This window comes from Methylorubrum salsuginis, assembly GCF_900114375.1.
GTDB lineage: Bacteria > Pseudomonadota > Alphaproteobacteria > Rhizobiales > Beijerinckiaceae > Methylobacterium > Methylobacterium salsuginis.
Genome location: NZ_FOSV01000011.1, coordinates 96,951 through 119,727 on the forward strand (window position 1 = coordinate 96,951; position 22,777 = coordinate 119,727).

21 protein-coding genes are annotated in these 22,777 nt (G+C 70.7%); 8 read left to right on the plus strand and 13 right to left on the minus strand.

What is annotated here, in order from left to right; genetic code table 11:
• Positions 1 to 141 precede the first annotated feature (141 nt).
• The 4 genes from BM140_RS14400 to BM140_RS14415 all read right to left on the minus strand — a co-directional run bounded on the left by BM140_RS14400 (position 142) and on the right by BM140_RS14415 (position 4,077).
• Entirely contained in the window at positions 142 to 2,493 is a 2,352-nt protein-coding gene (locus tag BM140_RS14400) for a xanthine dehydrogenase family protein molybdopterin-binding subunit (RefSeq protein WP_091947453.1), read from the minus strand.
• Positions 2,490 to 2,966, minus strand: a complete 477-nt coding sequence (locus BM140_RS14405) for a (2Fe-2S)-binding protein (RefSeq protein WP_091947650.1) — start codon at positions 2,964 to 2,966, stop codon at positions 2,490 to 2,492. Before BM140_RS14405 ends, BM140_RS14400 begins: the two co-directional genes overlap by 4 nt.
• A gap of 524 nt (positions 2,967 to 3,490) precedes the next feature.
• A complete protein-coding gene (locus tag BM140_RS14410; RefSeq protein WP_091947457.1) occupies positions 3,491 to 3,847 on the minus strand; it encodes a hypothetical protein in 357 nt (118 codons plus the stop codon).
• A gap of 11 nt (positions 3,848 to 3,858) precedes the next feature.
• On the minus strand, positions 3,859 to 4,077 hold the full coding sequence (locus BM140_RS14415; protein WP_091947460.1) for a hypothetical protein: 219 nt from the start codon (positions 4,075 to 4,077) through the stop codon (positions 3,859 to 3,861).
• 189 nt (positions 4,078 to 4,266) lie between these two features.
• Between BM140_RS14415 and BM140_RS14420 the strand changes: the two genes are divergently transcribed.
• The gene (locus BM140_RS14420) at positions 4,267 to 4,512 is read left to right on the plus strand and encodes a hypothetical protein (RefSeq protein ID WP_091947463.1); all 246 of its coding nucleotides are present in this window, start codon (positions 4,267 to 4,269) and stop codon (positions 4,510 to 4,512) included.
• Positions 4,513 to 4,533: 21 nt separating this feature from the next.
• On the opposite strand, the gene BM140_RS14425 is transcribed toward BM140_RS14420, so the two are convergent.
• Positions 4,534 to 7,464: a phosphoenolpyruvate carboxylase gene (locus BM140_RS14425; RefSeq protein WP_091947465.1), complete on the minus strand. Its 2,931-nt coding sequence runs from the start codon at positions 7,462 to 7,464 to the stop codon at positions 4,534 to 4,536.
• A 205-nt stretch (positions 7,465 to 7,669) separates the two neighbouring features.
• Between BM140_RS14425 and BM140_RS14430 the strand changes: the two genes are divergently transcribed.
• From BM140_RS14430 to BM140_RS14445, 4 genes are all read left to right on the plus strand, one after another.
• Complete coding sequence (locus tag BM140_RS14430) at positions 7,670 to 8,008, plus strand: hypothetical protein (RefSeq protein WP_091947468.1); 339 nt, start codon at positions 7,670 to 7,672, stop codon at positions 8,006 to 8,008.
• Positions 8,005 to 8,847: a hypothetical protein gene (locus BM140_RS14435; protein ID WP_244535435.1), complete on the plus strand. Its 843-nt coding sequence runs from the start codon at positions 8,005 to 8,007 to the stop codon at positions 8,845 to 8,847. Before BM140_RS14430 ends, BM140_RS14435 begins: the two co-directional genes overlap by 4 nt.
• A 25-nt stretch (positions 8,848 to 8,872) precedes the next feature.
• A complete protein-coding gene (locus tag BM140_RS14440) occupies positions 8,873 to 9,313 on the plus strand; it encodes a cupin domain-containing protein (RefSeq protein WP_091947474.1) in 441 nt (146 codons plus the stop codon).
• A gap of 255 nt (positions 9,314 to 9,568) precedes the next feature.
• Positions 9,569 to 10,456 (plus strand): LysR family transcriptional regulator, encoded by an 888-nt coding sequence (locus BM140_RS14445; RefSeq protein WP_091947654.1) that lies wholly within the window; start codon positions 9,569 to 9,571, stop codon positions 10,454 to 10,456.
• Positions 10,457 to 10,480: 24 nt separating this feature from the next.
• Here the strand turns inward: BM140_RS14445 and BM140_RS14450 are convergent, their stop codons facing one another.
• Positions 10,481 to 11,503 (minus strand): zinc-binding dehydrogenase, encoded by a 1,023-nt coding sequence (locus tag BM140_RS14450; RefSeq protein ID WP_091947477.1) that lies wholly within the window; start codon positions 11,501 to 11,503, stop codon positions 10,481 to 10,483.
• A 298-nt stretch (positions 11,504 to 11,801) separates the two neighbouring features.
• Between BM140_RS14450 and BM140_RS14455 the strand changes: the two genes are divergently transcribed.
• Positions 11,802 to 15,014 carry a PAS domain S-box protein gene (locus BM140_RS14455; RefSeq protein WP_244535436.1) on the plus strand — a complete coding sequence of 1,071 codons (3,213 nt, stop codon included), beginning with the start codon at positions 11,802 to 11,804 and terminating at the stop codon, positions 15,012 to 15,014.
• Here BM140_RS14455 and BM140_RS14460 read toward each other — a convergent pair.
• From BM140_RS14460 to BM140_RS14490, 7 genes are all read right to left on the minus strand, one after another.
• A complete protein-coding gene (locus BM140_RS14460) occupies positions 15,001 to 15,285 on the minus strand; it encodes an SH3 domain-containing protein (RefSeq protein ID WP_091947484.1) in 285 nt (94 codons plus the stop codon). The two genes, BM140_RS14455 and BM140_RS14460, sit on opposite strands and share 14 nt — an antisense overlap.
• Positions 15,286 to 15,289: 4 nt before the next feature.
• Positions 15,290 to 16,042 (minus strand): SDR family NAD(P)-dependent oxidoreductase, encoded by a 753-nt coding sequence (locus BM140_RS14465; protein WP_091947488.1) that lies wholly within the window; start codon positions 16,040 to 16,042, stop codon positions 15,290 to 15,292.
• Positions 16,039 to 17,340 (minus strand): beta-ketoacyl-ACP synthase, encoded by a 1,302-nt coding sequence (locus tag BM140_RS14470; RefSeq protein WP_091947491.1) that lies wholly within the window; start codon positions 17,338 to 17,340, stop codon positions 16,039 to 16,041. The genes BM140_RS14465 and BM140_RS14470 overlap by 4 nt, the downstream gene beginning before the upstream one ends.
• A 52-nt stretch (positions 17,341 to 17,392) precedes the next feature.
• Positions 17,393 to 18,535 carry a beta-ketoacyl-ACP synthase gene (locus BM140_RS14475; protein ID WP_091947494.1) on the minus strand — a complete coding sequence of 381 codons (1,143 nt, stop codon included), beginning with the start codon at positions 18,533 to 18,535 and terminating at the stop codon, positions 17,393 to 17,395.
• Complete coding sequence (locus BM140_RS14480) at positions 18,532 to 18,996, minus strand: 3-hydroxyacyl-ACP dehydratase FabZ family protein (RefSeq protein WP_091947497.1); 465 nt, start codon at positions 18,994 to 18,996, stop codon at positions 18,532 to 18,534. The genes BM140_RS14475 and BM140_RS14480 overlap by 4 nt, the downstream gene beginning before the upstream one ends.
• 16 nt (positions 18,997 to 19,012) lie before the next feature.
• A complete protein-coding gene (locus BM140_RS14485; RefSeq protein WP_056242804.1) occupies positions 19,013 to 19,309 on the minus strand; it encodes an acyl carrier protein in 297 nt (98 codons plus the stop codon).
• 334 nt (positions 19,310 to 19,643) lie between these two features.
• Positions 19,644 to 20,123: a hypothetical protein gene (locus tag BM140_RS14490; protein ID WP_244535437.1), complete on the minus strand. Its 480-nt coding sequence runs from the start codon at positions 20,121 to 20,123 to the stop codon at positions 19,644 to 19,646.
• Positions 20,124 to 20,467: 344 nt separating this feature from the next.
• On the opposite strand from BM140_RS14490, the gene BM140_RS14495 reads away from it, so the two are divergent.
• Positions 20,468 to 21,583: a GGDEF domain-containing protein gene (locus BM140_RS14495; RefSeq protein ID WP_165616466.1), complete on the plus strand. Its 1,116-nt coding sequence runs from the start codon at positions 20,468 to 20,470 to the stop codon at positions 21,581 to 21,583.
• Between the two features lie 81 nt (positions 21,584 to 21,664).
• Complete coding sequence (locus BM140_RS14500; protein ID WP_091947508.1) at positions 21,665 to 22,777, plus strand: AI-2E family transporter; 1,113 nt, start codon at positions 21,665 to 21,667, stop codon at positions 22,775 to 22,777.

Here is a 22,777-nt window from a genome sequence, read left to right on the forward strand (position 1 = left end):
CCATCGCTGAACCTTTCCCCCTTGCGGGGGCCTTTGTCCGCGGAGCGGACGGCACAGGGGAGCGACGGATCAGGAGCGTTCATTTCGAGGGCCACCCTCCCCCACTGAGGGGGAGGATGCACCCGTTTTCGGCGTCGCGCTTCAGCTGCTGAGCTGATCGCGCAGCGGCAGCTCGCGCACCCGGCGGCCCGTCGCGGCGAAGACCGCGTTGGCGATGGCCGGTGCCACCGGCGGCACGCCGGGCTCGCCGACGCCGCCGAGCGGGCCGTCGAAGTTCCCCGACGGAACCAGATGAACCCGGACCACCTTCGGGGCCGCGTCGATGCGGGTGATCTCGTAGGTGTCGTAGTTCGACTGCTCGGTGCGCCCGTTCTTGAAGGTGATCTTGGAGGTGAGCGCGAGGCCCATCCCCATCACCACCGCGCCTTCCATCTGCGAGCGGATGCGCTCCGGGTTCACCTGCGGCCCGCAATCGACCGCGATGTCGACCGCATGGACCTTCACCTGCCCCTTGGCATCGACCTCAACCTCGGCCGCGACCGCGGTGTAGGTGATGAAGCTGTAGTGGCCGGCAATGCCCAGCCCCCGACCCTTCTCCAGCTTGCGGCCCCAGCCGGCGCCCTTGGCCACCGCCTCGATCACGCCGCGCAGGCGACCGGTGTCGACGGGGTAGCGCTTCGGATCCTCGCCGTAGTTCCACACGTCGCCGATCTCGGTCGGATCGATTTTTCGCGCCGGGCCGATCAGATCAAGGAGATAGTCCTTGGGGTCGCGGCCCGCCGCGTGGGCGAGTTCGGCCACGAAGGACTGGATCGCGAAGGCGTGCGGGATGTTCGAGACCGAGCGGAACCAACCGATCCGGGTGTGGGCGGCGGCCTCCGGGTTCTCCAGCCGGATGTTCTTCAGGTTGAACGGGTTGTTGACGAGGCCCATGCCGAGTTCGAACGGCAGCTCGTGCTTCGGGTCGGGCGCGAAGATCGAGCCGATCGTCGGCGCCACCGAGCGGTGCAGCCACGCCACCGGCATGCCCTTGTCGTCGAGGCCAGCCTCGATCCGCTCCACCGAGATGGTGTGGTAGTAGCTGTGCTGGATGTCGTCCTCACGCGTCCAGACGAGCTTGACCGGCGCGCCGTCCACCGCCTGCGAGCAGAGCGCCGCCTCGACCACGTAATCGGGCTTCGACTTGCGGCCGAAGCCGCCGCCGAGCAGCGTCACGTTCACCCGCACCTTGTCGGCAGGCAGCCCGAGGCGCTTGACGAGGCGGTCATGGGCGGCCTGCGGCCCCTGCGTGCAGGCCCAGGCCTCGCAGGCGCCGTCCTTGACGCGGGCGACCGCGGCCGGGTTCTCCATCGGCGCCTGGACGAGGTGGGGGACGAAATACTCGGCCTCGACCTTGGTCTTGGCCGTCTTCATCGCGGCGTCCACGTCGCCGGAGGTGCGGACCACCTTGCCGGGCTTGCGCGCGGCGGCCTCCAGCTCCTTGCGGAAGGCGTCGGTGTCGTAGCCGGCGTTCGGACCGTCGTCCCAGGTGATCTTGAGCGCCTCGCGGCCCTTCATCGCCGCCCAGGTGTTTTTCGCCACGACCGCGATGCCGCCGAGCGGCATGAATTCGGAGGGGATTTCACCCCCTTCGATCTTCACGATCTTGACCACGCCGGGGACCTTCTTGGCCTCGGTGTCGTCGAACGACTTGACCTTGCCGCCGTACACCGCCGGGCGCGCCACCACGGCGTACAGCATGCCGTCGAGCTTCACGTCGAGGGCGTAGATCGCCTTGCCGGTGGTGATGTCGTGGTTGTCGATGAGGCCGACCTGGCCCTTGCCGATGTAGCGGAAGGCTTCCGGCTTCTTGAGCGACACGCTCTCGCGGGCCGGCACCGGCAAAGCGGCGGCGGCCTCGGCGACGTCGCCGTAGCCGAGCGTGCGGCCCGACTTGGCGTGCGTCAGCACGTGGTTCTCGGCCTTCACCTCGGCCTCCGGCACGCCCCACTGCTTTGCGGCGGCTTGGACCAGCATGAGCTTGGCCGCCGCACCGACATGGCGGAAGTGCTGGAAGAAGTGGCGCAGCGAGCGCGAGCCGTCGGTGTCCTGGTTGCCGAAGCGCTTCTCGTCGCCCCAGGCCTGGACCACCTTCACCTTCGACCAGTCGGCCTCCAACTCGTCGGCGACCGTGAAGGCGATGGAGGTACGCACGCCGGTGCCCATCTCGGAGCGGTGGTTGGTCACCGTCACCGTGCCGTCCTTGGCGATGGCGACGAAGATCTTCGGGTCGTCGCGCCAGCCGTTCGGCATGCCGTCGGCGCCGAATTTTTTGGCTTTTTGCTCTTCCGTCTGACCTTCGTCCGCCTTTGCCTTGTCGGACAGAGACAGGGCGAGAACGAGGGCGCCCATACCGCCGAGGATGCCGCGGCGGCTGAAGTTGTCGATCGTCACGGGGCCGGCCTCATCCTTCGACGCGGCGCGTTCGGCCATCAGCTTGGCTTCGTGAATCACAGGCGCTCTCCCTTGTTGGCGGGCGCGTTACCGGCGGCCTGGTGGATCGCGGCGCGGATGCGCGGATAGGTGCCGCAGCGGCAGATGTTGCCGCTCATGGTCTCGTCGATCTGCTGATCGGTGGGCTTGGGAGTGTCCTTCAGGAGCGCCGCCGCCTGCATGATCTGGCCGGTCTGGCAGTAGCCGCACTGGGCGACGTTGAGGTCGCGCCACGCGGTCTGGACCGGATGGTTGCCGTCGGGCGAGAGCCCTTCGATCGTGACGATCTCCTGGCCTTCGGCGCCGGAGACCGGGGTGATGCAGGCCCGCGCGGCGGTGCCGCCGATATGGACCGTGCAGGCGCCGCATTGCGCGATGCCGCAACCGAACTTCGTGCCGGTGAGGCCGAGTTCGTCGCGCAGGTACCATAGCAACGGCATCTCGGGATCGCCGTCGAAGCTGCGTTCGGCTCCGTTGACCGTCAGTTTTATCATCGCTGCCATCTGCCGTTTCAGGATGAAGCCGCCCAGGCGAAACCGTGCCCGCCGGGAGGCCGATCGTGACTGTCCGTCCCCATGGGGTGCCGTGGCCGGACCGGTCCGGGCGCCGATCGGGCGGGCGGTCCGAATGCCGTGGCGGCCGGTTTGGCGGGACCCAAGACGAGGCGTCCGCCCGGCTCTTGAATGTCAGGACTGCCGGGACGCGCCCGATCCGGACCGGTGAGCGGCCCTGCCTGCATGCATTATCTGGAATTAGTCAGAAGTAGCCGTCCTGACAATCGCATCCGGCGAGCCACCGGCCCCGGATCCGCTCCTGATGCGAGATCGGGAGGTTTCGGAAAGGAGGTCTGTGCGTTCGCGCACATGGAGGCGGATCCTATCCCGGCCCGTGCGGCCCGGACGAACGATGGGACGAAGGGACAGGGCTGCGAAAACAATAACTTATGATGGGCGCGAGCGCGTCTCGGCCCATTCCGGCAGGCGCACCCGTCTTCCCTCAGCGGCCGCGCCGCGTCTTGTCAGCTCACGGCCTTGCGCCGGTCGGGATCGGCCTTGGCCGCCTCCGGCAGGCCGGCATACCATTCGGCATAGGGGGTGTTGGCGATCATCCGGCGATTGAGATCGGGCGCGCCGTCGCTCCACCAGACGGGCCCCCGCTCGCCCAGACCGTGCTTGGCGGCATCGACCGCGTCCCGCGCGGCGCGCAACGCCTCCGCCTCGCCGGATCGCTTGGCCGCGCGGACCGAACGGCGGGCATCCATCAATTCGCGGATCAGCCGGTCGCGGCGCAGCGGCTCGAGGTCCGGCCGATGGCGGCGCCACAGCCGGCCATGGACGACGATGTAGCGTCCGTCCGGGGTCTCCAGCACGCGCATGGCGCTCCCCGTCAGGCGAAGTCGGCGAGGTCGTCGGCGACGGCGTCGGGGGCGGTCACCGAGGCGTGGCCGTCGGCCCAGCGGCGATACTCCGCCGAGCCGGCCGAGTGAGGGTTCTTGTCGGCCCCCTCGCGGCGCTCGGCGGCCGCGCGGCCTTCGGCGTAAACCGCGTCCTTTGTGATGTCCTGCGCGGTCCCCGGTCCCTCGCCCTTGCCTTCGTTCGCATCCATGGCGTGCCCTCCCGCTCGGCCTGCCCTCATCTACCGCTCGGCGGCGGCGCGGCGAGGGGGGCCGAACCTTCATGCCGCGCGGTGGAACCGGCGGGAGCGGGACGTTTTCGTTCGGGCGGAGTTCACCTGAAAATCCGCACAGGTCGCGGTGACGCCGACCCCACCGAGACACGGCCCCGAGGACGCCCGATGAGTCGACTGGACGAATTGAAGAACGACCCTGCCTTCCGCCAAGCCGTCCTCGCCGTGCGCGGCGCCGCCAGCACGCTCAGCGGCCGGGCGATGACCCACGCGGAGGCCGAGTTCCTCGTGAGCTTCGCGCTGGCGACCTACGCCAATGCCGGGGGACTCGCGGAACCCAGCCTGTCGCGCCTGTCGCGGTTCGCCGGCAAGGTCGAGCCGGATGCCGGGATCGAGAGCCTGATGCGGCACTGACCGGGAGCGGCGCGGCGGCTTTCAGCCGAACGCGCCGACCTCGTGCTGGATGATGCCCGAAATCTCCCGCACCCGCTCGAACATCCGGCGGATCGGCCCGAACAGGGTGCCGTGCTCGGTTTCGTAGGTGCCGACATCCCGCGGGCCCGGCGGCTCGCCGAAATTGAGGCCGAGCGTCGGATCGGGAGCCACGGGGAAGATCTCGTCGAGAATCTTCAGGCAGCCGTCGATGTCGAGGCGCAGGAAGCGCTCCATCAGCATCTCGCGGGTGAGCCCGGCCTGCGGCCGGAAGGCCGGGATATGGGCGGCCAGGAACCAGATGCGGTGGATGAGCGCCAGGCGGATGGCGTGCAGCAGCGTCAGCCGCGCCGACATCACGGTGAGGTCCGGGGCCGCGGCCTGAAGATACAGCCAGTCGCGGGTGAGCCGCCCGAACAGCCGTCGCAGGTCCGGGGCGAGGCTCAGGCGCTCGAGGGATGCCGCCACCGTCATCAGTTCCTCGCGCCGCCCCTCGCGGCGGGTGCGGCGGGCCCGTTCCAGCCACACCGCCGGATCGAGGGTGTCGATATAGGCGCGCAACACGTCGAGATCGCCGACGCTGGCGGCATGCTGCACCAGCCGGAAGGCGCGGGAAAAGCGCACCGAGGAGCCCCGCATGTGCCGGAAGGTCTCCGGCGACCGGTGCGCCGCGCGGCCGACGCCGTGAAGCGAGTTCGCCAGGAAGCCGAGCTGCTGCAGGATGGCGTTGTTGGGGATCGCCCGCATCTGGCGCGGATGGGTGATCGTCGCCGGCCCGCCGGAATCCGACTGGCGGGCGACGGGGCGCGAGCCGGTGCGGTCGATCAGGCTCGGGCCGAAGGTGCCGAGCATCGCCGCGTAGCCGCGGTCGTCGACCAGGGCCTCCATGTCCTGCCGCACGGAGCGGAAGAACTCGGCGGCGAAGTCCTTCTCCTCGTAGATCGGATCGGCGGCGGGGTCGGCGGCCTTGCCGTCGCTGAGCGCGTAGTCGTCGAAGGCGTCGTCCTCGGCCAGCGCGTCGGCGAAGAGGTGCTCGGCGATGCGCGCCACCGAGGCGTCCGCGAGGGCGGGCGAGCCGAACATCAGGTAGCCGTCCGAGCCCTGGAAGCTCGATTCGAGCCGCACCTTGATCCCGGCCTCGGCGTGGCGGCGGCGCGCATCCTCCGGGGCGAGGTAGGCGAGGCGGTCGCGCAAGCTCGTCGGATGGGAGCCGCGCCCGATCGACTCGCCGTGGGTGTCGAAGATGACGAGCTCGATGTCGGAGAGCCCGTTCTGGATCATCAGCTCGGTGATGCGCAGGCGTAAGCGCTCGATCCAGAAGGTCGCGGCGAGCTGGCCGACATAGCGACCGGAATCCGAGTAGCCGAACTGCACCGAGAGCCGCCCAAGCCGCTTCAGGTGGGCGCGCCAGTGCGGATTGCGCAGGGCATCGTCGAGGACGCGGATGCCCTGTTCGAGCGCGCTCGCGGTCTCGAACAGCGGCGTGATCTCCAGCTTGTCCGAGATGCCGTAATGGCGCGCGAGCCACAGGGCCGCGAGCAGGGTGTAGCCGGTCTCGGTCTCGGCGATGAGGAAGCGCACCGGATGGGTGCCGTCGACATGCTTGAGGATCTGCGTGATCGTCATCATCAGCCGCGCGGCCGAGGCCCGCTCGGCGGCGAGCGCCCCGAAATCGACCGGCACGGGGCGCACGTCGTTCAGGAGCGTGTTGATCGCGGAGAGATGCGAACGGCGTTGCGCCGCGTCGGTCGGCTCACCTTCCAGATCGATGACGCGGCGCACCGCGTTGTGGATCTGGCTGGCGTTGAGCCGGAAATGCGGCAGCGCGTTCGACAGGCCGTGCGCGGCGACGCCCGAGCGCAGCACCGCGATGGCACGGCGATCCGTGTCGGAGGTCGCGGAGCCGATGGCGGCGACCAAGCCGGCGAGCAGCGGCCCGGCATCGGTCTGGGCCCGCTCGCGCTCGATGATGAGGGCCAGCGCGAAGCGGTGGACGGATTCGAGGGACGGTTTGGTTCCGAGCAGCGGCGCACCCGCCAGCTGACGCTCGACCGCGGCGCGTGCCCCCTGGACGAGGTCGCGCACCACGCGGGTCGCCGCCACGTCGGGCAGGTCGCGTAGGATGCGGTCGAACTGCATGCGCTTCGAGATCAGCCGGTAGCGCACCGTGTCCCACCAGCCGATATCGGTGCGCCCGTCGGTGTCGCAGCCGACCCAGCTGGCGATGGCGAGCGGCTTGGGCACCAGTTCGGTCCAGCGATCCGGCCAGCGCTCGCGGGCGGCCTCCAGCAGGGCGGCGTTGAAGCTGTCGATGGCGGCCCGCCCGTTGTTGGCGGCCACGCAGGCCTGTTCGAACTCGTCGTCGAGGCTGATGCCCGGATCGGGCCGGCTGGAGCGCGCGGCGGCCTCGCCGAGAACCGGGGCGCGGGCCCCCTCCTCCGGGAGCGAGGCGGCCCGCGCGATCATCTCGGCCACCGCCCGCGGCATGCCGAAGGTCGGGTGCGCGGTGAACACCGCGGCAAAGCCCGTGCGGCCGACCCGCTCGCGGAAGGCATCGAAGTCCGAGGTCCCCCGCGGCACCGCCGCGACGAGCCGCCCGGCGAGGCCGGCGAGCGTGTTCTCGTCCTCGCCGTCGAGGCCGACATAGCGGCGCAACCGCGCCGTGCGCTCGGTCAGGGCCCGGCGACGGAGCGTGGCCAGCAGGGCGTCGAGGTCGCCCTCGCCGATCTCCTCGCGGTCGAGCCGGCGGGTGATCGCCAGCGTCACCGCCAGGACCGGATTGCGGAACGGATCCTCGCTCGCCTGCTCGCGGCTCTGGGCCACGAGGTCGAGCAGCACGCGTTCGAGATCGGCTCCCGGCAGACCGTGGGGCTGCGGCGCGGCCTCTTTCGCGTCGAGCGCGGGCGAGCCGGAATGATGGTCTTCGAGCGGCATCGAGCATCCCTGACGTGAGCGGCCGGCGACCGGGTCGGACTTCGTTCGAACGCGGCAGCCGGTTCTCACCGATTGAGCGGACGACGCAAGGACCGTTCCCGAGTTTTCGGGCGGCTGTCCCGGCCGTTCGCCGGACCAGGCGTTCGCGGGGCGCGGCGTTGTACGGGGTGCATGGCGCCGCGATCCGGTCTAGGGTCGGCCCCGTATGGAAAATTTGGTTGTCCTGGCCGCTGTCGCGGCGACGGTGATCGGCTGCGTCCTGATGGCGGCGCTGTTCCGTGCTGGGCGCCGCCCGCCGCTGCTCCTGCCGCAGGAAGAGGATTGGGCGGACGACGAGGCGGGGACGATTCGCAAGCTGACGCCGGATGCCCGGAGCCCGATCGATCGCCGTGCGCCGGTCCTCGAGGCAGGCGGGCTGGATCTCAAGGCCATCGACTTCAAGACCATCGACACCAGGACGCTCGACGCGGAGTTGAACCGCCTCATGGACCGAAGCCGATCCGCCGAGCCGGAGGATGCCGGACGCCGGAGACAGGCCGGATGAGGATGCGCCGTCTCGTGTCCGCCGCCGGCCTCTCGCTGCTGGCGGCCTTGTCCTGCCCGGTGGCGGCGCAGGACGCCGCGCCGGCTCCGGAGGCGACGCCCGAGGCCGCGCCCGCTCCGCGCAAGCCCAAGCCGCGCCCGAAGCCGAAACCCAAGCCGCCGGAAAAGGCGGCGGAGAAACCCGCGGAGGAGAAGGCGGCCGCCGAAGCGCCGGCTTCCGATCCCGCCGTGCCGCTGGCACCGGCCCCACCCGCCGTCGCGCTCGCCGCCGCGCCGCCGGTCGCCTGCGAGAAGGGCGAGGCGGTGCGCTACGAAGGCAATGCCCGCGCCGGCAAGGCCCCGGGCGCGCCCCTCGAACTCTGGGTGACGCGCTCGGGCCTGATCACCATCGACAACCCGCTGCGCCCGCTCACGCCGGACACAACCCGCGTGCTCCAGGTGGTGATCGGGGGCAAGGTCGCCACCGCCTACGGGCCGGACTTCCAATCCCTGCACCGGGGCGCCGGACCGGCGGTGCTCGAGGGGGTGATCGGCGGCGCGATCCGCTGGGACGCTTCGCTGATCGCCCTGCCCGACACCTTCCCGATCCTGTCGGATTCCGGCGACATCCTCGCCGCCTTCACCTTCCGGGCCTGCGGCACGGCGCCGGCGGCCAAGACGCTCGCCGCGCCCAAGCCCCGCCGCACCGCGCCCACGGCCGACGCGCTCGCGCCGGAGACGGGCAAGGACACGACCAGGGACCCGACGAAGACCACTCGCCCGCCCCGCCGGGCCGAGCCGCGCCCGGACGCCGCGCCCCGTGCGCCGGCCGTCCCCCTGCCGCAGGGGGCGATTCCCTGACACCGGTGCGCGCCACGGAGACGACATGGCCGACAGTCTGACCGCGACCCAGGTGATCGATGCGCTGGGGCTGACGCCGCATCCGGAAGGCGGCCATTACCGCGAGACCTTCCGCGATCCCCGCGCGGTCGAGGGGCGCTCGGTCGGCACCGCGATCTATTACCTGCTCGGCGTCGGCGAGACCTCGGCCTGGCACCGGGTCGATGCCGCCGAGATCTGGCTGTGGCACGCGGGCGCCCCGATGGTGATCACCCAGAGCCCCAACGGCCACGACGCCTCGGCTCACCATCTCGGCCCCGACCTGCTGCGCGGACAGCGTCCGCAGATCGTGGTGCCGGCCGGTCACTGGCAGACCGCCACCAGCCTCGGCGCCTGGACGCTGGTGAGCTGTACCGTCTCACCCGGCTTCGACTTTTCCGGCTTCGAGATGGCCCCGCCGGACTGGCGGCCGATGCCGCGGCGGTAGGCCGCCCGCAGCGGCTCCGGAGGCAGCGGCGCGCCGGAACGGGTCACCCCGAGATCGGCCAGCAGCCTGTCGTCGAGGTTCGCCAGGGCGTCCCCGGAGCCGGCCGCCAACCGTCGCCGCAACCTCTCGATCCATCCGATCATCGTCGCCTCCTCGTCCTCGGGACAAGGATGGGCGACCCCTATCGTTGAGTCGAACGAATTGATCTCAGCAAAGCGATGAGTGATGCTCACAGCAATCCCCGAGGATCGCTCCGTGAGCCCGCGCCCTCCCACCCCGCTCGATCTCGATCTGGTCCGCACCTTCGTGACGATCTGCGAGACGGGCAATTTCTCGCGGGCCGCCGAGCGGGTCGGGCGCACGCCTTCGGCCGTCAGCCTTCAGGTAAAGCGGTTGGAGGAGCGCCTGGGCCGCGCCCTGTTCCTGCGGCGCCCCCGGACCATCGTGCCGACCGCGGACGGCGAAGCGCTGCTCGGCCTCGGCCGGCGCCTTCTCGCCGTGAACGACGAGGTGGTGGCCTTCTTCGATGCGCCGCCGCTGGAGGGCCGCGTCCGCTTCGGCGCGCCCAACGATTCCGGCCTGTTCGCCCTGCCGACGATGCTGCGCCGCTTCGCCGCCACCCATCCACAGGTTCAGGTCGACGTGCGGCTCGATGCGAGCGCCGCTTTGCGGGAGGCCTGTCACGAGGGTGCCCTCGACCTCGCGCTCTATACCGGCGCCGCCGGGGCGAACCGCGAGGCCGCCGTCGTCCAGGCCGAGGATCTGGTCTGGGTCGGCCTCGAAGGCGGCTTGGCTCAGGCGCGTCGCCCCCTGCCGCTGGCTCTGTGCAACAGCGGCTGCGCGTGGCGGGCGGCGGCCCTGGACGCCCTCGACGGGGCGGGCATCCCCTACCGCGTCGCCTATGCGAGCGAGCATTGCCAGGGGCAGATCGCGGCGGTCGAGGCCGATCTCGCGGTCGCCCCCCTGCCGATGAACGTCGCGCGCCCGCCCTTCCGCCGCCTGCCCGATCTGCCCCCGCTCGGCGGCTACGACGTGCTGCTGCGCCTGCGCGACGGCGCGGGCCCGGCGGCGAAAGCGCTCGCCGGCCACGTGGCGGCAAGCGTCCGGGAGATGTCGGGCGGCGGCGGGCGCCTGTTTGCCTGACGCCGCTTCAGCGCGTGAGGTTCTTCAGAGCGTCACGATGATCTTGCCGAACACCTGCCGCGATTCCAGCCGTTCCAGCCCCTTTGCGAAATCGGCGAGCGGCAGCACCGTGTCGATGACCGGCGTCAGGCCGGTCGCCATCTTGTCGAGACTCTCGCGCATGTTGGCGATGCGGCAGCCGAACGAGCCGAAGATGCGGTATTGCTGCTGGAACAGCTGCATCAGGTTCATCTGCGTGGAAACGCCGGAGGTCGAGCCGCAGGTGACGAGCCGCCCGCCGCGCTTGAGGCAGAGCAGCGAGCCGTTCCACGTTTCGGCGCCGACATGCTCGAACACGACGTCCACGCCCTTGCGCTTGGTCAGCCGGCGCACCTCGCCCTCGAAGCGCTCCTCGCGATAGTTGACCACGTGGTCGGCGCCGAGTTCGCGGGCCTTCTCGCCCTTCTTGTCGTCGCCGACGGTGGTGTAGACGGTGCAGCCGATGGCCTTCGCCATCTTGATCGCCGCCGTGCCGATGCCCGAGCCCCCGGCATGGACCAGGATCGACTCGCCGGGCTCCAGCTTGGCGTTGTCGAACAGCATGTGCTGCACCGTGCCGAAGGCGATGCCGGCGCAGGCGGCCTGCACCGCCTCGACGTTCGGCGGCACGCTCACGACGAGCCGAGCCGGCATGTTGACCAGTTCACGGCTGAACCCGTCGAGATGGAAACCCATCACGCCGGAGACTTCCTCGCAGAGGTTGTCGCGGCCCTCGACGCAGGCGCGGCACCTGCCGCAGGTCATGGCGCCGTAGGGCACGACCTTGTCGCCTACCTTGAGCCCCGCGACGCCCTCGCCCAGGGCCACGATCTCGCCCGCGGCCTCGGCGCCCACCGTCAGCGGCAGCTTGCGCTTGGCGAACGCCATGCCGCGGAAGCCCCACACGTCGATGAAGTTGAGCCCGACCGCGCGGATGCGGATCTGCACCTCGCCGGGTCCCGGCGCGGGCGGCGGCTCGACCTCGGTCAGGCGAAGGTCGCGGTCGCCGAACAGCTGGAGGGCTTGCATCAGGATCGATCTCGTCTGCCGTGGGGTCCGGGCAAGCCGGGCCGAGGGCTTATCGGTCGAAACGGGTTCGGGCTCAATCCGGACCGCCGCGACCTCCCGCGTGTATCGATCGGAAGGTCACCGCAACCTAAGATACGATCACAGCAGGTAACCGAGAAGACACAAGCGTAGAAATACTCAATTCAGGTTTCGAAAGGTTGCCTTGCAGGCTAGATTTGTTCGAAGGAGTGAAGGCCTATCCCCCGCGCCGGCCGCGCGCATGGACGTCCGTCATCTTGGGAAACGACGAGAGAATTCGATGACGGCTTGGCCCGACGGCCCGAGTACCATGGCCGGGCGCGTCCGCACACACGATTGGGCCTCAACTCCGCTCGGGCCGATCACGGCCTGGCCGCAGAACCTGCGGACCATCGTCGATCTGATGCTCAATGCTCCCGGAGTCGGCATCGTCGCCTGGGGCCCGGATTTCACGGTTCTCTTCAACGACGTGGTCGCCACCCTGATGGGCGCAAGGGCCGAACTCGCCTTGGGCCGGCCCCTGCGAGAGGTGTGGCCCGATCCGTACGTGGCGGAGATCCTGTCGGTGATGCGGACGGGGCGGGCCCACCAGACCACCGATTTCTACTGGCCGCTCCCGGCCCGGACCGAGCAGCCCTACGGCTGGTTCACGTCGAGCTGGACTCCTCTTCGGAACGAAGACGGTGCGGTCGTCGGGTTCTACTTGGCCGGGTTCGAGACGACGGACCGGGTCCTGGCCGAACGGGCCCTGCGGCAGGGCGAGGCGCAGCAGGCGTTTCTCCTGCGGCTGTCCGACACCCTGCGCTCCCTGACCGATCCGGCCGCGATCCAGGGCGAAGCCTGCCGGCTGCTTGGCGACCACCTGGAAACCGATCACGCCTTCTACGTGGCGATCCGGGAGGCGGAGGGCGTCGCGGTGATCGAGCAGGACCATGCCCGCGGCGTGCCGCCGTTTGTGGGCACCCATTCCCTCGACACCCTCGATTGGGTCGTCCCACTCTACCGGCAGGGGCGACCGATCGCGGTGGCGCAGACGCAGAGCACCGATCTCATCCCCGAATCGAGGAAATCCCGCGTTCTTGGGGCCGGCGTCATGGCCTGGATCGCCGTGCCGCTCGTCAAGCACGGCGAACTGATCGGCACCCTCAGCGTCGTGTGCGGTCAGGCGCGCTCGTGGACCGAGGCCGAGATCGCCCTCGTCACCGAAACGGGCGAGCGCATCTGGGCGGCGATCGAGCGGGCCGAGGCCGAGAAGCAGGCGCGGGAGGCCGAGACCCGGCTGCGCACCATGGCCGACACTGCGCCGGTGCTGATCTGGGACACGGATCCAGGCGGGAACGTCTACGTCAACGAGTACTACCTCAACTTCTTCGACACCACGTTGGAGAGCGTGGTGCGGGACGGTTGGGAGCGCTTCGTTCATCTTGACGACGGCGGCTACATCGCGGCCTACCGCGACGCCTTCTCCCGGCGCCGGCCCCTTCTCTACGAGGCCCGGGTCATCCGGGCCGACGGGCAGGCGCGCTGGATGACCCATTCCGGACGGCCGCTCGGCCAGAGCCGCTTCGTCGGCATCTCGATCGACATCACCGAACGGCGCGAAGCCGAGGAGCGGCTGAGGCGCAACAACGCGATCCTGAAGGGAATCAACCGGATCTTCAGCGCCACCCTGAGCGCGACCTGCGAGAAGGAACTCGCCCGCGTCGCCCTCGACGTCGCCGCCGACCTCACCGAGAGCCGCGCGGGCTTGATCGCCACGACGGAGTCCGGCTCGGGCCGGCTGACCACCCTGGTTTCGGTCGAGGGGTCTCAGCCCGACGAGGCCGCCGCGCTGGAACGCGCGATCCGTCGCCGGCACGATCCGGCGATACAGGGGCTCGAGGCCGGCGACGGTGCGGCGCCCGATGCCACCCTGAGCGTTCCCCTGACGGAGGGCGAGGCGGTGGTCGGCGTGATCGGACTCGCAGGTCGGCCGGGGGGCTACAGGGCGGAGGATCGCGAGGCCGCGGAGATCCTGGCTCCGGCGATCCGCCACGCGCTCCTGAGCAAGCGCGACGCCCTGCGCCTGCGCGAGAGCGAGGCGCGGTTTCGTCAGTTCGCGCAGGCCTCCTCCGACGTGCTGTGGATCACCGACGCAGAGACCTTCGCGTCCGAATTCGCAAGCCCCGCCCTGAAGGCGATCTACGGCCTGTCCGAGGCGGAGATCGTGGGGGACGCCCGGCTCTGGGCCTCCCACATCGTCCCCGAGGATCGCGCGGCGACCTTCGCCGAGATGGAGCGGGTGCGCGGCGGCGAGGCGGTGGTCTACGAGTTCCGCATCCTGCGCCCGTCCGACGGGACGTTCCGCTGGATGCGCAACCACGGCTTCCCGCTCTTCGACGAGGACGGTCGGGTCAGGCGCATCGGCGGCATCACCAGCGACGTGACCGAGATGCGCCAAGCCGAGCACCACCAGCGGGTACTGCTGGCGGAGTTGCAGCACCGGGTGCGCAACATCATGGCGCTGATCCGCTCGATCGTGATGCGCTCCGGCGAGTGGGCCGAGAGCGTGGCCGAATATGCCGACCTCGTGGGCGGGCGCCTCGTCACCCTGGCCCGCGTCCAGAGCCGCCTCACCCGTGCGGCCGATGCCGGCGTGGCGATCTCGGCGATCCTGCGCGACGAGATCGGCGCGCAGGCCGAACGCGAGGACCAGTACGATCTCGCCGGCCCCGAGATCGAATTGGCGCCGAAAGCCGCCGAGGTGGTGACGCTCGCGATCCACGAACTGACCACGAACGCCCTCAAATACGGGGCGCTCTCGAGCGGCGGCGGCCGGGTCTCGGTGCGCTGGCGCCGGATCGAGCGGGCGGACGGCCCCTGGCTGAGCTTCCTCTGGATCGAGAGCGGCGGACCGCCGCCGGGCGAGGCGGCGGCGCGGCGCCGGGGCTTCGGCAGCGAGCTGATCGAGGGGATGATCCCCTACGAACTGAGCGGGCGCGGCCGGATCGAGCTGACGGCGGAGGGCGCCCGCTGCCATCTCGAATTCCCGCTCACGATCGGAGCGAGCGTGCTGGAGACGCAGGCGCCGCAACTCGCGACCGTGTTCGGCGGCAGCCTCGACCTGCGCAGCGAGGCCGATCTGCGCGGGCAGCGCATCCTCGTGGCCGAGGACGAGTTCTATCTCGCCGGCGACATCGCCCGCGCGCTCGAAACCGTCGGCGCGGCGGTGCTCGGCCCCTATGCCGGCGAGGCGGCGGCCCTCGACGGCCTCGGTCGCGAGGCCCCCACCGGGGCGGTGATCGACCTCGAACTCGGCGGGCGGCTTTCCTTCGCCCTCGCTCGGGCGCTCGCCGCCCGCGGCGTGCCGTTCGTGTTCGTCTCGGGCGACGAGATCCGCGACCTGCCGCCGGACTTTGCCGAGGTGCCGCGCTTGGACAAGCCGGTGGAGTTGCGCCGCGTGGTCGGAACGCTCGCGCGGAGGCTCGGCGTGCGCGCACTCAATCCGGCGTGAGGTAGCGTCGCCGCGCCCAGCCGACCGTGCGGCCGAACTTGACCCGGCACCACGTGAGCCCGCTCGGGGTGTCGTTGGTGCAGCCGAAGCCGACGACGCGGCGGCCGACCGGGATTTGGCCGAGCGCCGGGGCGCTGCCGTCCGGCGTCTCGCGGATCGTCAGGCTGTCGTCCCGCGGCAGCCCCTCGACGCGGAACGGCTCGGCGGCGCCCGCGGGATGGGCCGCGGTGACGAGGAGGAACGCGGCGAGGGCGGGCGGAGGCAGGTTCATCGGATCAGGTTCGGTGGATGCCCATCATCGCGGTCAGGCCGCCATCGACGGGCAGCACCGCTCCGGTGATGTAGGCACCGCCCTCCCCCATCAGGAAGGCCGCCAGCGCCGCGACCTCGTCCGGCGCGGCGAAACGCCCGAGGGGGATCTGCCGCTCGATGCCCGCGCGATGGGTGGCGTAGGCGGCCAGCATCTCGGTGTCGATGAAGCCCGGCGCGATCACGTTGACCGTCACCCCGCGCTTGGCCGACTCGATGGCCAGCGTGCGGCAATAGGCGATCAGGGCGCCCTTGGTGGCGGCGTAGGCTGCGTTGCCGGCATTGGCCTGGAGCGCGGCCACCGAGCCGATGGCGACGATGCGGCCGGTCCGCGCCCGGATCATGCCGCGCACCAGCGCCTTGGCGATCCGGGTCAATGACCAGAAATTGACCTGCATCGCCTCCTCGGAACGGTCCCGGTCGAGCATCGCCGCGAGGGCGTCCGCCGACTGGCCGGCATTGTGGACGTAGCCGTAGAAGCCCTCGCCTTCGACCGTATCGCAGAACGCCTCGACGGCGGCCCGGTCCGACAGGTCGAGCGCGCGCGGCGTGATGCTGCGATCCGGATGCGCCTGGGCCAGCTCGGCGGCGAGCGCCTCGGCCCTCGCGGCGGAGGAGCGGTAGGTGAAGGTGACGTCGTGACCGGCGCGCGCGAGCGCGCGGACGATGGCGGCGCCGAGGCCCGAGGCGCCGCCGACGACGAGGACGGGTCGGCTCACGGCTCGTCTCCCAGAACCAGGCAGGTGTTCTGCCCGCCGAAACCGAACGAGTTCGACAGCACCCGCGAGACCCGCACGTCGCGGGTCTTGTCGACCACGTCGAGCATCAGGGCGGGATCCGGCACGGCGTAGTTGATGGTCGGCGGGATGCGCCCGTGGCGGATCGTCAGGAGCGAGACCACCGCCTCGATGGCGCCCGCCGCGGTCAGCGTGTGGCCGATCATCGACTTGTTCGACGAGATCGGCAGCCGTGCCACCCGCTCGCCGAACACGGCCGAGCAGCCCAGCGCCTCCATCTTGTCGTTCTCCGGCGTCGAGGTGCCGTGGGCGTTGACGTGGTCGATCGCCTCCGGCCCCAGGCCCGCATCGTCGAGCGCCGCGCGCATGGCCGCGATCACCGGCGCCCCGTCGGGACTGGAGCGGGTGCGGTGGAAGCCGTCGCCCTTCTCGCCGCACCCGAGCACGTAACCGAGGATCGTCGCCCCGCGCGCGCGGGCGGATTCGGCGCTTTCCAGCACCAGGGCGGCGGCGCCCTCGCCCATGACGAAGCCGTCGCGATTCTTCGAGAACGGCTTGGAGGCGGCTTCCGGCGGGTCGTTCTGGGTCGAGAGCGCCGAGAGCAGCGAGAAGCGGATCAGCGATTCCGGATTCACCGAGCCGTCGGTGCCGATGCAGAGGGCGGCGTCCATCTCGCCCCGGCGGATCGCCTCGACGCCCAACTGGATCGCGGTGGCGCCCGACGAGCAGGCGGTGGAAAGCGAGATCGGCGAGCCCTTGGTGGCGAAACGGTCGGCCAGCCGGTCGGCCACGGTGCCGAAGATGAACACGTCGTGCCACCCGTCGAACCGGCGGCTCGCTGCGGCCCGCTGCAACGCGCTGTAGGTGATCGCGCCGTCGTTCGAGCCGGCGGCGGCAGCCAGGGCCTCGCGCTGGGGCCATTCCATCTCCACCGGGGGCACGGCGACGAACAGCGCGCCGGGGAACGACGCGCCGATCCCGGACTGCGCCACCGCCTCTTCCGCCGCCACGGTGGCGAAGCGCTCGGACAGGAGCGGAGCCACCAGCGGATCGGTGTCGAGGAAATCGACGGTGCCGGCGATGCGGGTGCGCAACCCCTCGGTCGGGAAGCGGCGGATGGCGCGGATGCCGGAGCGGCCGGCGGTGAGCGCCTCCCAGTTCGCGGCGGCGCCCTGGCCGAGCGAGGTGACGATGCCGAGGCCGGTCACCGCGACGAGGGGACGGCCCTGCCCGTCATGGGTGGACGACGATCGGGGGGACGAGGAGCGGGATTCTGCCATCCGGGCCTTCAATCAGATTTTCGCCGGGTCGGCATCCCCGAGGAGGCGTCGTTCAGGCGGCCAGCACGCGGATCACACCCTCGCCCCGGCGATGGCCGACCGAGGTGACGACGACCTCACCGGCCGAACCGGCGGCGCAGAGGGCGGCGGCGAGCGCCGCGCCGAACGGCGCCGCGACCTCCATCGGATGGCCGACGAGATCGCCGGTGGCCCGGATCTCCGCGCCGGGCAAGGCGGCCTGGATGCCCGCGACCTCCTCGGCCGCGAGGTCGGCGATGCCCGTCGCGCCGGACAGGACCACGTCCGGCCGCTCGACCCCGGCCTCGCCGATCAGCCGGGTCAGGCTCTCCGAGACGCTGCCGGGCCGGCGCGCCACGCGGTCGTTGGCCACGGGCATCAGCCGGGCGAGCGCGCGGGCGCCGCGGGACGCGGCGTGCTCGGCGGCTTCCAGCACGAGGAAGGCCGCGGCACTCCCCAGCACGAAGCCGTCCTTGTCCTCGCGCCGCTCGAAGACCGGGCGGTAGACCGGCTTGTCGAGGAAGCCTCCCATCTCGTGGACGACCATCACGTCGGGCCGCTCGGCGTTGTAGGACGAGCCGACCATGATCGTGTCGATCTGCCCCGAGGCGACCCGGGCATGGGCGATGCGAAGCGCATCGACCCCGCAGGCCTCCTCGCCCATGAAGGTGCGCGAGGCCCCCGTGACGCCGTGGACGATGCTGATGTTGCCGGCCAGCAGGTTCGAGAGCTGCGCCAGGAACAGCGTCGGCCGCAGATCGTTCAGGAGCCGCTCGTTGAGGAACGCGCCGGGATCCCCGGCTTCGCGCAACCCCGACAGGATCGCCCCGTCGACCGCATAGTCGCGCTCGCCCCCGCCCGCCGCGACGACGAGCTGGAGCGCCGACTTGAACGCGGCATCCCCCTTCACGCCCGCCGAATCGAGGGCGAGACCCGCCGCGTAGACGCCGAGCCGCTGCCACGGCTCCATCTGCCGCTGGTCCGATTTCTTGGGAATCTGCGCGTCGAGGGTCAGCGGGACGACCGGGTGGACCGGGTATGGGGCGAAGGTCTCGGCATCGGTCCGCGGCGCCTCGCCGGACGCGAAGGCCGAGAGATGCGCCTCAACCCCCTCGCCCGCGCAGGAAACGAGGCCGATGCCGGTGACGACGACGTCACGACCCGTGCGGCGGCTCATTCGGCGGTCCCGTCGATGAGGCCGATCCGCCGCATGCGCTCGCGCATCAGCGCATCGAGCCCATCGGGGAACGGCATGGTGCGGAAGCGCAGCTCCGCGTCGCAGATCGCCTTGCCCTCGTGGCGGATGGCGGCCTTGGTCACGGCGTAACCGGAGCCGTCGTGCTCCAGGCTCGCCTCGATGTCGAGGGCGGCGCCGGGACCGACGAAGGAGCGAAACCGCGCCTTGTCCACCGCCATCAGGAACGGCATCTGGGCGAAGTCGAGATGAGCCAGCACGAGATAGCCGGAGGCCTGCGCCATGGTCTCGGTCAGGAGAACGCCCGGCACCAGCGGGTGACCGGGGAAATGCCCTTCGAAGACGGGGCTGGCCTCGGGCACCAGGGCCCGGGCCTCGATCCGCCCGGCGGCGCGGTCGAGCCGCACCACCTGATCGATCATCTCGAAATATTCGAGCCGCATGGCCGGCGCCCCGCCGTCAGGCCTTGGCGGCCTTTTCGGCGACGAGGCCGTCGATCCGCGCGCAAAGGTTCTTGAGGACGAAGTATTCCTCGGCCGGAACCTTGCCCTCGTTCACTTCCTGGGTCCAACGCTCCAGCGGCAGCTTGATGCCGAACGCCTTGTCGACCGCGAAGGCGATGTCGAGGAAGGCGAGGGAATCGATGCCGAGATCGTCGATGGCGTGGCTCTCGGGGGTGATCTTGTCGCGCGGGATGTCCGCCGTCTCGGCGATGATGTCCGCGACGCGGTCGAAGGTGGCGGTCTCGTTGGACATGGAGGCTGGCCGCTTTCTCGTTCTCGTGTCCGGCGTCGCCGACCCGTCGCGCGGCACGCCCCCACGGCGCCCGACCCGGTCGGCGGCTTCACGCGTCGCCGCCGGTTCCCGATGACGCTCTTGAAAAGATCGCGACCCCTTACACGAAGCAGCCGAGGCCGGGCAACTCTCTCCCTCGTGGGCCTCACATGCCGGCGGCCGCAGCCTCAGGCTGCCCGCGTCGCTCGACGCCCCGGCTTCGCCGAGGCCGCTACGCGCGGTGCTCTTCGCGCCGGTCCATACGCCCGCTCCGTCATCGTGGGGCGGAGGCCGAGATCATCGACCGGAAAAGACGTCAGGTCGCGTGCGCCAGCACCCGCGGCTCGGTCCGGGGCCGTTCGCGAGCCGGGCGGCGGGGCTCGCCCGCAGAGGCGCGTTTGCGCTCAGGGCTGCGGGGCCGCACCAATTCGCCCAGCGCGACGAAGCCGTCGTTCTTGCGCTGGCCCGGATCGTAGAGACCGAAGCCCACGGCGAAGGAGCGGGCCAGCTCCGCATCGGGCGCGATCCCGTACCGGTCGAGAGCGGCCAGGAACGAGCGGCGGAAGCCGGCCGGCGCGCACCACGCCTTCTCGGCAAGCTGCATCGGCCAAGTCCACAATCCGTCGCTCCGACGATAGTCGATCTCCTCGCGGGCGATGACATAGCCGGTGCCCTTGTGCTCCAGTCCGTCGTCACGCAGGCGCCAGTCGGGATCGACGCTCGGGCGCGCAACGGGTGGCCGCACCGCATCCTCGGTCCGCTCAAAGGTATAGCCGTCGAAACCGATCTCGAGCACGGAAACCTCCTGCCTGGGCGCCGCCGAGAGGCGGCGAATCGGGTCTGGAACGTTCCATGAACAGTGCCTCCCTGCGCCGACGCGGTCAAGGGCTTGTTCTCAATCTGTTCCGATTGTCCGCCGGCGCGGCGATCCGCGCGCTGTCTTCCTGAACTTCAAGTAGGTTCGAGCCGTGCGCATCACCGCAACGCGGCGGTCGATCCACGCGCCGAGTTCCGGCAGCGAAGGCTATCGGTCTCCGGTTCGGGCGTGACAGCGCGGCGCCCGACTTTTTAAGAATGATGGTCTACCCTGCCGCATCGGCCGATTCGGCAGTTGCGCGCAGAGGTTTTCGGCCCCGGTCCATGCTCGATCTACCGGACATCCAGACGCTGCGCCTCTGCAGCATGCTGGCGAGCCTCGCCTTCTTCGGGGTCTTCGCGTGCCTCTGGGTCGGGCGGCGCGACGAGAGCTACTTCCTGCATTGGGGAGCGGGCTCTCTGCTCTACACTTTCGTGATCCTCGGCTTCAACGTCTCGGACCACTCGCCGGTCGAGGACGGCCTTCTCTATGCCCTGCTCTCGACCAGCACGCTCTCGGTGCTCACCGGCGTGCGGCGCTTCGACGGGCAGGCTCCCGTGCCCCCCTGGCTGATCGGGCTGATCCTGCTGTCCGGCCTCTTCTACGCCGTGCCGGCGCAGATCTTCGGCAGCGACAGCGCACCGGCTCGGATCGGCGGGACCTGCGCCAACCTGTTGGCGATGGCGGTCTCCGGCGGCCTGCTCTTCTTCGGGCACCGGGGCGGTGAAGGACCGGGCCGACGCATCGCCGGCTCGGCGCTGCTCGGCTTCATTCCCGGTTTCCTCGCAGCCATCGCCGCAGAGGCCTATGGCTCGGCGGACGTCAACATGGCGGCGCTGATCCCGATGCTCTGCGATCCGTTGCTGCTCCCGGTCCTCAATCTCGGCCTCCTCGCCATGCCGGGCGAGCGGGCGCAGGCGCGCTTGCGCGAGGCGGCCCTGCGCGATCCGCTGACCGGCGCCTGGAACCGCGCCGGCCTCGCGGCGCTCGCGCCCCGTCTGCTGCGGCCGGGGAATGCCGTGATCGTGCTCGATGTCGATCACTTCAAGACGATCAACGATCAACACGGCCACGGCGTCGGCGACCGCATTCTGACCCTTCTGGTGGAGAGCGCACGCACCGTGCTGCACAGCCCCGGTTCCGAGATCGCCCGGCTCGGCGGTGACGAATTCGTGATGGTGCTCCCGGAGCGGAGCCACGCCGAGGCGAGCGGGCTCGCCGACGAGCTCCGCCACGCCCTGCGGAGCAGGCTCCGTCGCATGCCGGACCTTCCGCCCTGCACGATCAGCCTCGGCATCGCCGCGATCGAGGCCGGCGACCGCGATTTCGCCCAGGCGATCGAGCGGGCCGATGCCGCCCTCTACCGGGCCAAGGCGCAGGGGCGCGACCGCGCCGCGTGAGAAGCGGGACTGGTCCGCGCGGGCCGCCGCCATACTTGCGCCCCGCGCCGTGGTCGCGGCGAGCCGAGCGAGGCGGCGAACATGCCCCCCAAGAATCAAGCAGGGCCGCGGCCCTTCACCCCGGCCGCCCCCGACGGCGAGCGGACGCAAGGCTTCTTCCGCGCCGCCCTGGCGGTCGGATTGCTGGGGCTCGGCCTCTATATCCTGTCGGACTTCCTGCGCGCCCTCGTCTGGGCCGTGGTACTGAGCATTGCCCTGTGGCCGCTCTACCAGCGGGCGCTTCGATTCTCGCCGCCGGGGCGGCACAACATCCTGTGGCCGGCGCTCTTCACCGGGCTCGTGGCGCTCGCCCTGCTGCTGCCGGTTTTGGCGCTCGCCGTCGAGGCCCTGCGCGAGGCCCACGACGTGCTGGCCTATGCGCGCGAGGCCGAGCGCAACGGCATTCCGGTGCCGGATGTCGTCGCCCACCTGCCCTACGGGGCGCAGGCTGTGACCGATTGGTGGAACGCGCATCTCGCCCATGCCGGCTGGGCGCAGGAACTGAGCGAGCGGCTCAACACCGCCTCGAACCGCGATCTCGGCCGCAACGTCGGCAAGGGCGTCGTCCACCGGCTCGTGCTCGTGGCGTTCTGCCTCCTCGCCCTGTTCTTCCTGTTCCGCGACGGGCGGGCCCTGGCGGAACAGAGCCTCACCGCCAGCCGGCGCCTGTTCGGCTCCCACGGCGAGCGCGTCGCCCGGCAGATGGCGGCCTCCGTCCACGGCACCGTCGACGGCCTCGTGCTGGTCGGCCTCGGCGAGGGCGTGCTGCTCGGGATCGTCTATTACTTCGCCGGCGTGCCGCATCCGGTGCTGTTCGGCGCCGTCACCGCGGTCGCCGCGATGATTCCGTTCGGCGCCCCCCTCGCCTTCGGGCTTGCCGCCCTGCTGCTGGTGACGAAGGGGGCCGTGGTGCCGGCGGTCGTCGTGGCGGCGGCGGGCTTCGTCATCACCTTCGTGGCCGACCATTTCGTGCGGCCGGCGCTCATCGGCGGCACCACCCAGTTGCCGTTCCTCTGGGTGCTGCTCGGCATCCTAGGGGGCGTCGAGACCTTCGGCCTCGTCGGCCTGTTCGTCGGCCCGGCGGTGATGGCGGCGCTGATCCTGCTGTGGCGGGACTTTACCGGCACCAAGGACGCGCCCGCCGCAGCGAAGTGA